The organism is Methanocrinis sp. (assembly GCF_049974945.1).
Classification (GTDB): domain Archaea; phylum Halobacteriota; class Methanosarcinia; order Methanotrichales; family Methanotrichaceae; genus Methanocrinis.
Window position 1 is genome coordinate 1 of the sequence record NZ_JBNGCU010000076.1, and the last position, 8,430, is coordinate 8,430.

The 8,430-nt window shown below is 58.8% G+C and carries 11 protein-coding genes and 3 pseudogenes; 9 read left to right on the top strand and 5 right to left on the bottom strand.

Annotated features, from left to right (window positions below; translation table 11 throughout):
- Nucleotides 1–291 (bottom strand): annotated as a pseudogene (locus tag ACP5EL_RS07835) (hypothetical protein); the annotation flags it as partial.
- Nucleotides 292–395: 104 nt separating this feature from the next.
- Between ACP5EL_RS07835 and ACP5EL_RS07840 the strand changes: the two are divergent.
- Nucleotides 396–1,010 carry a methyltransferase family protein gene (locus ACP5EL_RS07840; RefSeq protein ID WP_428401958.1) on the top strand — a complete coding sequence of 205 codons (615 nt, stop codon included), beginning with the start codon at nucleotides 396–398 and terminating at the stop codon, nucleotides 1,008–1,010.
- A 71-nt stretch (nucleotides 1,011–1,081) separates the two neighbouring features.
- Nucleotides 1,082–1,717 (top strand): methyltransferase family protein, encoded by a 636-nt coding sequence (locus ACP5EL_RS07845; protein WP_428401959.1) that lies wholly within the window; start codon nucleotides 1,082–1,084, stop codon nucleotides 1,715–1,717.
- A gap of 150 nt (nucleotides 1,718–1,867) precedes the next feature.
- Here ACP5EL_RS07845 and ACP5EL_RS07850 read toward each other — a convergent pair whose 3' ends face one another.
- Both ACP5EL_RS07850 and ACP5EL_RS07855 read right to left on the bottom strand, forming a co-directional pair.
- Nucleotides 1,868–2,287 (bottom strand): OsmC family protein, encoded by a 420-nt coding sequence (locus ACP5EL_RS07850; protein WP_428401960.1) that lies wholly within the window; start codon nucleotides 2,285–2,287, stop codon nucleotides 1,868–1,870.
- 61 nt (nucleotides 2,288–2,348) lie between these two features.
- Nucleotides 2,349–3,374 carry a cation diffusion facilitator family transporter gene (locus ACP5EL_RS07855; protein ID WP_428401961.1) on the bottom strand — a complete coding sequence of 342 codons (1,026 nt, stop codon included), beginning with the start codon at nucleotides 3,372–3,374 and terminating at the stop codon, nucleotides 2,349–2,351.
- A gap of 93 nt (nucleotides 3,375–3,467) precedes the next feature.
- On the opposite strand from ACP5EL_RS07855, the gene ACP5EL_RS07860 reads away from it, so the two are divergent.
- From ACP5EL_RS07860 to ACP5EL_RS07870, 3 genes are all read left to right on the top strand, one after another.
- The gene (locus ACP5EL_RS07860) at nucleotides 3,468–3,857 is read left to right on the top strand and encodes a tetratricopeptide repeat protein (RefSeq protein WP_428401962.1); all 390 of its coding nucleotides are present in this window, start codon (nucleotides 3,468–3,470) and stop codon (nucleotides 3,855–3,857) included.
- 59 nt (nucleotides 3,858–3,916) lie between these two features.
- A complete protein-coding gene (locus tag ACP5EL_RS07865; protein ID WP_428401963.1) occupies nucleotides 3,917–4,702 on the top strand; it encodes a pentapeptide repeat-containing protein in 786 nt (261 codons plus the stop codon).
- Between the two features lie 87 nt (nucleotides 4,703–4,789).
- On the top strand, nucleotides 4,790–5,008 hold the full coding sequence (locus ACP5EL_RS07870) for a hypothetical protein (RefSeq protein ID WP_428401964.1): 219 nt from the start codon (nucleotides 4,790–4,792) through the stop codon (nucleotides 5,006–5,008).
- A gap of 79 nt (nucleotides 5,009–5,087) precedes the next feature.
- Here ACP5EL_RS07870 and ACP5EL_RS07875 read toward each other — a convergent pair whose 3' ends face one another.
- A complete protein-coding gene (locus ACP5EL_RS07875) occupies nucleotides 5,088–5,249 on the bottom strand; it encodes a hypothetical protein (protein WP_428401965.1) in 162 nt (53 codons plus the stop codon).
- A 172-nt stretch (nucleotides 5,250–5,421) separates the two neighbouring features.
- Here ACP5EL_RS07875 and ACP5EL_RS07880 point away from each other — a divergent pair.
- The 3 genes and pseudogenes from ACP5EL_RS07880 to ACP5EL_RS07890 all read left to right on the top strand — a co-directional run.
- A pseudogene (locus ACP5EL_RS07880) lies at nucleotides 5,422–5,526 on the top strand (helix-turn-helix domain-containing protein); the annotation flags it as partial.
- A gap of 51 nt (nucleotides 5,527–5,577) precedes the next feature.
- Nucleotides 5,578–6,003 (top strand): annotated as a pseudogene (locus ACP5EL_RS07885) (RNA-guided endonuclease InsQ/TnpB family protein); the annotation flags it as partial.
- Nucleotides 6,004–6,474: 471 nt separating this feature from the next.
- Nucleotides 6,475–7,260 (top strand): 2-keto-4-pentenoate hydratase, encoded by a 786-nt coding sequence (locus tag ACP5EL_RS07890; RefSeq protein WP_428401966.1) that lies wholly within the window; start codon nucleotides 6,475–6,477, stop codon nucleotides 7,258–7,260.
- A gap of 92 nt (nucleotides 7,261–7,352) precedes the next feature.
- Here ACP5EL_RS07890 and ACP5EL_RS07895 read toward each other — a convergent pair whose 3' ends face one another.
- Nucleotides 7,353–7,766 (bottom strand): hypothetical protein, encoded by a 414-nt coding sequence (locus tag ACP5EL_RS07895; protein WP_428401967.1) that lies wholly within the window; start codon nucleotides 7,764–7,766, stop codon nucleotides 7,353–7,355.
- A gap of 187 nt (nucleotides 7,767–7,953) precedes the next feature.
- Here ACP5EL_RS07895 and ACP5EL_RS07900 point away from each other — a divergent pair, with 187 nt between their 5' ends.
- A complete protein-coding gene (locus tag ACP5EL_RS07900; RefSeq protein WP_428401968.1) occupies nucleotides 7,954–8,286 on the top strand; it encodes an ArsR/SmtB family transcription factor in 333 nt (110 codons plus the stop codon).
- The last annotated feature ends 144 nt before the right edge of the window (nucleotides 8,287–8,430 follow it).

Genomic DNA, 8,430 nt, shown 5'->3' on the forward strand with positions numbered 1-8,430 from the left:
CCTCTCCGCCCTCCTCTCGATCTTCTCCTCTTCCTCCTCTGTGCCCGTCCGGTGCCTTTTCAGCCGCCATATCAAAATCAGGCCGGAGAGGGACTCGACGATGCTGTCGAGCCCGAAGCCGATCAGGGCGATGCTCCCGGCGAGGCTTCCGAAGACGATGGAGGCCGCGGCCTCGGCGAGGTTGTAGGCCAAGGTGAAGTACTCCAGCCGGAGGGCCTTTTTGTAGGGCTCGTCCGGAGCGTCAGTCTCGATCGGGTCGGTCGCCTCCATTTCCATATCCTCCCTATCCATCGACTCTGGCTGATGCTTTTGGTTATCAGATGATTTAGGCTTGCTCCCTCCGAGCGGCCTTCCAGCATCAGCCCCATATACCATCCCGACCAAATAAACTCCCGATGTCGCCCCAAGAGAGCGCTTTGATCCTGATCGTCTACCTGGCCTGCTTTGCCGCGATCCACAGCCTGATGGCCAGCCTCCCCTTCAAGAGAAGGGCCGCGAAGATCCTCGGGAGCAGGATGGACCCCTGGTATCCGGCCATCTTCTCCCTCACCGCCCTGGTGACGATACTGCCCCTGGTCTACCTGGTCTACCTCTTCCCCGGAAAGGTCCTCTACGTCGTCCCCTCTCCCTGGCGGTGGGCGATGGTGGCGGGCCAGCTCCTGGCGGGGCTTCTCTCCATCAGGGCCTTCGTCGATGCGCCCCACCGGTTCCGGGTGCCCCTCCAGCTCACGGGCCCCAGGGCCTCCGAGGCGGAGACTCTCGCGCCTCGGGGGATATACTGCTGGATGAGAGACCCATTCCTGCTATCGGGCTTTCTCATCATCTGGCTGACCCCCTTCATGACCACGAACATCCTCATCCTCTACGTCATGGTCACCATCTACCTGTACCTGGGGTCGCTGCACTGGGAGAGGAGGCTCCTCGCCCAGTTCGGCGACGAGTACCGCTCGTATCAGAGCCGGGTTCCGAGGATGGTCCCCTGGCGGGGGAGGATCTGCCCGGGTCGGTGAAGGCCAACGGAGAGGACTAATAGAACGAAAAGGAAGAGGGAAAAGAAGAGAGCCTCGAAAAGGTGCCCGGCATGTTCACGAAGTACACCCTCATCCTTGCCCTCTACCTGGTCGGCTTTGCGAGCCTGCACAGCCTTCTCGCGGGCACCTGGGCCAAAGGCCGGGCCCGGCGGGCCTTCGGCGAGAGAGGGATGCGCTGGTACCGGCTCTTCTTCAACATCGTGGCGGTCATCTCCATAATCCCGCTTTTGCGCCTCCTCTATCTCTTTCCCGGCGAGGTCCTCTATTCAGTCCCCTCGCCCTGGCGATGGATCATGGTTTTCGGGCAGGTCCTTGCGGCCCTGGCCCTGGGAAGGACGCTCATTGAGGCCGGAGCCTTGCGTTTTTTGGGGGTTTTGCCCGACGAAGGTGAGGGCGGGGGTCAGGGCGAGCTGATCGTCCAGGGAATCTACTGCAGGGTGAGAAACCCGCTCTTCCTCTTGGCCCTGATATTCCTCTGGCTATCCCCCGTCATGACCGCAAACCTCCTCGTCCTCTACCTCATCGCTACCGTCTACTTCTATCTCGGATCGATCCACGAGGAGAGGATGCTGGCCGAGAAGTTCGGCGACGCCTATCGCGACTACCAGAGGCGGGTTCCCAGGATCGTACCCCGCCTCCGCTGCCGCTACCCTGAGACGAAGGTGGAGGCCACGGGCGAGCGCTGAACCTGACCTCCATCAGCTGATGTCCGGCCCTGAAGCTGACGGCCCGGCGGTCCGCAAAAGGTCATTTTCCTCAGTCTTCCAGAGATTCTGTCGGGAAGGACGACGCCGGGACCGCCAGGGCGATCGAGACCAGAACGGTGGCCTCTACTCCTACTCCACCTCAAAATCGATGTTCACCGAGGTGCTCATCGACCTTATGACCGGCACCCTTCCCGCCACGTCCGAGAGCATCTCCATGATCGTCTCGGGATCCCCATCGGCCGCCAGACGGACCTTTATCTCGATTCGGGTCACCTCCCGGCCGTCCCCCACCCGCTCCAAAACCCCCACCGCCTCCGATTTGTAGGAAAGAAGGGCAACGTTGTGCTTCTCTGCCCTGGCCAGGGTGGTGGTGAGGACGCAGGCGTTGGCCGCGGCGACGTAGATGTCTTCAGGCGACGGAAAGCCCTCGATCCCGCCAAACTCTGCGGGCAGGGCGAACTCGATTTTCTGACCGGAGGGAAAGGCGATCTCGCCTTTCGCTCCCTCGGTCCATCTCACCTGGTTTTTAAAGGATATCTCTTCGGTCATGGTACCCAGGTTTGGTACCTATTGGTAATTATCACTTTCCCGCAATTTTCGGCCCAAGGGATCAACGATGGGAGTGCTCGGGCAGATCGTCATGGCGGTGGTTCTCCACCCGATGGTAAGCCTCGCCGGGAGCCTGAGGCGGATCGACGTGGACCGTAGCATTCGACAGGTACGGGAGGCTGATGAGGAGCTGGTGGCTGACCTCCTTTGCGATATCGTGGCCTTCCTCGACGGTGAGCTTCGGATCGACGATCACGTCGATCTCGGCGTGGAGCCGGTGGCCCAGCCACCTCACCCTCACCCCGGCCACCTCCTCCACCCCGGGAGCGCGGGCCGCAGCATTCCTCACCTCGCCCGCGACCTCGGGGTCGACGCCGTCAGTCAATCTCGTCAGGATCACTCTTCCCGACTTCCAGCCGATCTGAAGGATGGCGATAGTGATCAATAGCCCCACCAGGGGGTCTGCCCAAGTATAGCCCGCCCAGACCCCGATCGCTCCGAAGAGGACCGCAAGGCTGGTCAGGCCGTCGGCCCTCGCGTGGTGGCCGTCGGCCACCAGAGCCGCGCTTCCTATCTCTCGGCCCACCCTCATCCGAAAGACGGCCACGGCCTCGTTTCCGACAAATCCGATCAGCGACGCGAGGATCACCGCCCAGAGAAAGCCGACGGGCCGGGAAGAAAAGAGCCTCATCGCCGACTCGTAACCGGTGAAGAGGCCGCTTGCGACGATCACCAGGACGATGAAGAGCCCCGCCAGATCCTCGGCCCGGCCGTAGCCGTAGGTGAAACGGTCTGTGGCGGGCCGCTGGCCCAGCCTGAAGGCGATCCAGAGGGGAACGGCCGTCAATGCATCCCCCAGGTTGTGGACGGTATCGGCGAGGAGGGCCATGCTGCCGGTGAGAAGGACTATCACCACCTGAATTATGGCCGTCGCAAAAAGCGCTATAAAGGAGATCTTGACCGCCCAGATCCCCCTCTCGGCCCCTAGGAGGGCGGGGTCGGCGGGACCGTGGACGTGGTGGTGGAGATGCTCGAGGCCGTCCTCAAGCCCGCCATGGAGGCCGTGTGAGTCGTTCATTCTGTGCATGGAGCGATCAGATCAGGTCCGACCCCCCGACAATTTAAATTTGCGGCCGATCCGGCATAAAGTATATTGGAGGTCAAAGCTCTATGATCCGGCATGGGTCCTCTTCTTCTGATCCTCATCGGCTTCATCCTAGCGTCTGCCGTCGCCCTGATCGTGGTCAAGAGGTTCATCATCGAAAACTCCGACTTCTGGATGTCGATGGGCCTCATCCTTGCAGACCGGGGAAGTTACGAGAGGGCAGTCCGATGCTGCGAGAGAGCGGTCAAGATATACCCCTTCTACGTCCACGCCTGGAACAACTGGGGGCTGGCCCTCTACGAGCTGGGGAGGTACGAGGAGGCCCTCGAACGTCTAGAGGAGGCTCTGACCCTGAACCCGGATCTGGGGGAGGCCTGGCAGAACAAGGGGCTAGTCCTCGAAAAGCTCGATAGACAAAAAGAGGCGGATGAGGCGTTCCAGAGGGCGGAAGGCCTGGGACCCTGACCTGACGTCAAAAGCTTTTTTGCGGATTATGGCGGATAGACCCCCGGAGAAGAATATTCATGAAGACGATCCCTGCCCTGATCCTGGCAGCGCTCCTTCTGGCAGCAAGCGCATCGGCCGGCTCGCACCATATCCAGGAGGTGATCTCGGCGAGCGAGATTCTGGCCATGATCGAGAGGGGGGAGCCGGTCTCTATCGACAGCTTGATCGTCGAGGGCGACCTGGACCTCGGCGAGATCGGCCTGGACGTATCTCCGAAGCTCGGGGCGGGGCTCGGCGCTTCTGCAGGATCTGAGATCGAGCGCCTCGCGTCGGCCGAAGGTGCGAAGCTGATCACCTCTCCGATAAGCATCACCAACTCCGAGATAAGGGGGGACGTCCGCTTTGAGAATATAACCTTCGGCGGCTCGGTGAACTTCGCCGGGACCGAGATCGCCGGAAATGCGAGCTTTGCGCAGGCGAGGTTTGCAAACCGTGCCGACTTTCTGTATACCAGATTCAAAGGCAACGCCAGCTTCAGGGCCGCTAGGTTCGACGGCAGGGTCTACTTCTCCGGTGATCAGTTTGGGGGCAGAGCCGACTTCGAGGAGACCCAGTTCGGAAACCTCGCCGGTTTCAGCTACGCCAAGTTCGGCGACGACGCCGACTTCAAGGGGGCGAATTTCATGGACGAGGCCTGCTTCGGCGGAACCGAATTCATGGACGACGCGGACTTCGGGGGGACTGAGTTCGGAGGATACGCCTACTTTGGCCGGGCTCGCTTCAGCGGAAGGTCCCGCCTGGCGGAGGCGCGTTTCGGTGATATGGCCAACTTCTACAGCGCCCGTTTAGTCGACAGGAGTTAGCCGGATGAGTGCCGATGGAGAGAGGCAAAATAAATGTGGCATAGATATAAAAAATAAATATATATGATAACTGCCCACCACTATTTCATGTCTTGGAAGAGAATCACCGATTACTGGGCGGAGTGGAAGATCGAGGAGGACCGGAGGGGGAACATCGGCCTGTCCCTTGGAGAAGACCAGCGAGTTCTCTACGACCTATCTCACGAGAACTTTATCACCATCCTGAATCTGCTCCAGGGAGATAAAGCGGTCTGGTTCGACGACGAAGACGAGGGCTTCAAGGCCAGCGGCGAGGAGCCGAGGTAGCACCGAAGGGGTGGACTGCCGATTAAACTTTTTTGGTCATTTCTGAGGCTGCCGGTCTCTACCCTTCGCAGCGGCCAAGCTACTTTCCCACCAATGGCGATCCGCATTTTGGACAGGTCATCGACCGGCAGGGAACGCCGGCGACCTTCTCCGTCTCATAACCGCAGCTCGGACACACGCAGGCGGTGGGCGGCGCGCCCCGGCGCCTCCGGCCGCCTCCCGGGGATGGTTCGTATTGCATCGAAATCCTCCTGCAGATTTAATCTGTCAAAACCCAAATAAATTTTTTTCCCACTCCTCTTATAGAGGCGGGGTGCAGGGGTAGAGAAAACCCCGGTCTTCGGGCCGGGGATGAATCGTACCCCGCCTTATGCTATGAGTTTTTAAATACTATAACAGCATAAGTGAGTGTAATGCTTAAAGCCTTCAAATATAGGATCTATCCGACAAAAGCACAGCGGTCTAAGATGGAACAGACCTTGGAGCTGTGTAGATGGACCTATAACGAGACTTTGGCATATCGAAAAACTCTTTCGAACAAGAAGGCAAATCCATATCTAAGTATGAGACTCGTCCAGCGGACCCATGAGCGGATAGCCAACCGCAGATACGATTTTGCTCATCAGGTCAGTCACAACCTGGTCGAAAGGTTCGGGCTGATTGCTTTCGAGGATCTGAGCATCACGAACATGCTCCAAAACCACTGCCTGGCTAAAAGCATATCAGACGCCGCCTGGAGGATGCTTGTAATAACCACATCGTACAAGGCTGAGAGCGCCGGTTCGATGGTGGTTCTAGTAGATCCCAGGAACACAAGTCAGCTATGTTCCAGGTGCGGTCTTAAAGTTACCAAGTCGCTATCGGATCGGGTCCATGAATGTCCTCAATGCGGGCTGGTCATGGACCGTGACGAGAATGCGGCGATAAACATTTTGAGACTGGGACTACAGTCTCTGCCAAAGGCTAGAAGCCTCGCCCTTCTGGGCGGGGAGTAGTCACCCAAAAGACTTCCGTGGCCGCTCGAAAAGGCCGTGCATATATGGAGAAAAACTTGGAAGTATTTTGCGGGACGGCGGTCTTAAATTCGGGATAGAATCTGAAACTCGAATATCAACTTCTATTTTGATCAATTTGGACCTTCCACCGGTCGCGGGGTCTAACTCGTTATTCGTATCGCTTGACCTGTCTTCGGTCGGAATCAGCTTCACGTTCGTGATTAGCGAAGGGCTTTCTGTGGATCGGAAATTCTCCTGGCTTGCTGGCGGGCGAATTTTTGCCGAGGAGTCCTCGACGGAGATATAAATGGCTTTTACAAGGGAAGGTTTTTTCTTCTTAGTTGGCTCAACATTAATGGCAAAAGTCGCCCCATATCAGCCCGGATGGAACGGAGGGCGGACCTCTCGGCGTCTGGATCGAAATCCATCGGCGAGATGGTGCCTTTTAAATAAAAAAGTGGAGCAGTTCAGATGACAAAAGAAGATGCCATAGATGATCTGGCGAGGAGGTATCTCGCCGCGGAAGCCGAGAGAGCAGCCCTGGAGCCGATATCCGTCATCTGTCCTGACCTTACCACAGACGAGGCCTATCGGGTCCAGATGGCGATCGTCGCCTCCAAGCTCGAAGCTGGCGAGTCTTTGGCGGGAAAGAAGGTGGGGGCCACCAACGAGGCGATACAGAGGGCGATGATGATCGCCGAGCCGATATACGGCCACATCTTCAAAAGCCAGCAGATCTCAAGCGGGGCGGCGGTGCCGCTCAGCGGGTTGATCCATCCGAGGGTCGAGTGCGAGATCGCCTTCACCCTCGGCCGAGACCTATCGGGCCCCGGCGCCACCGTCGAGGAGGCTCTCGAGGCGGCCCGGTCTGTGACCGCCTCCATCGAGATCAACGACTCCCGCACTCGGGGATGGGAGATCGGGACTCGCGAGGTGATCGCCGACAACGGCGTTGCAGCGCATTTCGTCCTGGGCGAAAGGGAGGTTGCAATCGACGACCTCTACCTGCCCGGCCTGGGGGTGGTGATGGTGAAGAACGGTGAGGAGATCGCCCGGTCCACCGGGGCCTCCATCCTCGGAAATCCGGCCCGGTCCGTGGCCTGGCTCGCAAACAAAGTCGCTGAGCACGACGGCGGCCTTCGGGCGGGAGAGGTGGTCCTCGCCGGATCCATGACCCCCATGACGCCGGTCGAGAGGGGTGATCTGATCGAGGCGCATTTCGGCGATCTGGGTGAGGTTTCGGTCAGGTTCGATTGATCCCCAAGGCCGCATGGAAGACGGCAGCTCCTAGGGGGCCGCTATCCTCTCCTCCAGGCCTGTCGCCCTGACGGCGAGCATCTTCCGGGCGTTTAGATCTCCTTCAGCTTCGCCATCAGCTTCTGGATGCGCTCTACGTAAGCACCTTCGAAGAGGTACCTGTCCTCCTCCTCTCGATGCTCGGCCTTGGAGAGGGCCTCCTCCATCACGGCTCCGACCTCCATGAGAATACAGTGCTGGGCCACGTCCTTCGTCACGACCTCGAGGTACTCCCACCAGGCCTGGTCCAGGGCTCTCAGGGGAGCGCCCCGAACCCCACTCTCTTTCAGGTGGCGGAGATAGTCCTGGAGGGAGCCGGTCTCGGGCCACTCATCGCTCTGGTATCCCTGATAGGCGTCGCGAGCGACTTCTCCGATCCGATCGTCCCTCTTGCGTTGCTCAAATAGCCACATAGAAAAGCCGACCCTTCTTCCGCCTCGAACCTCCATGGCCTTCACCTCCCTCAAAGATGGGGCCTTCTGCGATAACTATCCTTCGACGCATCCGAACGAGACCGCCGAACGCAGGCGGCCTGAATGAGTTTTCCCTCTCTTTCTGCCGGTTTGCCCGCTGACCTTTTGCCATATTAAAGTCATAAATAGCTAAATGGCGATATGTATATATACGAATTAATCGCTCCAAGCTTCCGATAAGATGAGACGATCTGCTACCAACTGGAGAGTTAAGATCCTCAGCGCCCTCTCTGACCCCACCAGGCTCGAGATCATAGAGTTCCTCGGCGAAGAGGAGCGATGCGTCTGTGAGATCGTCCCCGCCTTCGGTCGAGCCCAGTCCACCATCTCCAAACACCTTTCCATCCTCAACGAGGCGGGGATTTTGGAGCGGCGGATCGACGGCAAGCGGACCCTCTATCGGGTAAAGAGCCCGAGGCTCTTCGCCCTCTTCCGAGAGGTGGACTCTCTCGCTCTCGAGGAGATATCGGAGCTGAAGAAGGCTGAAGAGGTTTTGATGGGCTCCGCCAGGTGAGTTAGAGGATAACAGGAGCTGACTGATATTAGAGACAATTACATCTGCAAGATGCTCACGGTTGTGATGCTTTGAACCCAGAGATATTCCTGCCACCGCTTACGGCGGGCTTCGAGGCCCTGATGGAGTACCTCTCGGCCCACG

Bases quoted from the DNA above. Each gene is read 5' to 3' on its own strand.
- ACP5EL_RS07865 (WP_428401963.1), top strand. From the start codon at position 3,917: ATGAAGACGATCCCTGCCCTGATCCTGGCAGCGCTCCTTCTGGCAGCA.
- ACP5EL_RS07850 (WP_428401960.1), bottom strand. From the start codon at position 2,287: ATGACCGAAGAGATATCCTTTAAAAACCAGGTGAGATGGACCGAGGGA.
- ACP5EL_RS07840 (WP_428401958.1), top strand. From the start codon at position 396: ATGTCGCCCCAAGAGAGCGCTTTGATCCTGATCGTCTACCTGGCCTGC.
- ACP5EL_RS07855 (WP_428401961.1), bottom strand. From the start codon at position 3,374: ATGCACAGAATGAACGACTCACACGGCCTCCATGGCGGGCTTGAGGAC.
- ACP5EL_RS07900 (WP_428401968.1), top strand. From the start codon at position 7,954: ATGAGACGATCTGCTACCAACTGGAGAGTTAAGATCCTCAGCGCCCTC.
- ACP5EL_RS07870 (WP_428401964.1), top strand. From the start codon at position 4,790: ATGTCTTGGAAGAGAATCACCGATTACTGGGCGGAGTGGAAGATCGAG.
- ACP5EL_RS07860 (WP_428401962.1), top strand. From the start codon at position 3,468: ATGGGTCCTCTTCTTCTGATCCTCATCGGCTTCATCCTAGCGTCTGCC.
- ACP5EL_RS07890 (WP_428401966.1), top strand. From the start codon at position 6,475: ATGACAAAAGAAGATGCCATAGATGATCTGGCGAGGAGGTATCTCGCC.
- ACP5EL_RS07875 (WP_428401965.1), bottom strand. From the start codon at position 5,249: ATGCAATACGAACCATCCCCGGGAGGCGGCCGGAGGCGCCGGGGCGCG.
- ACP5EL_RS07845 (WP_428401959.1), top strand. From the start codon at position 1,082: ATGTTCACGAAGTACACCCTCATCCTTGCCCTCTACCTGGTCGGCTTT.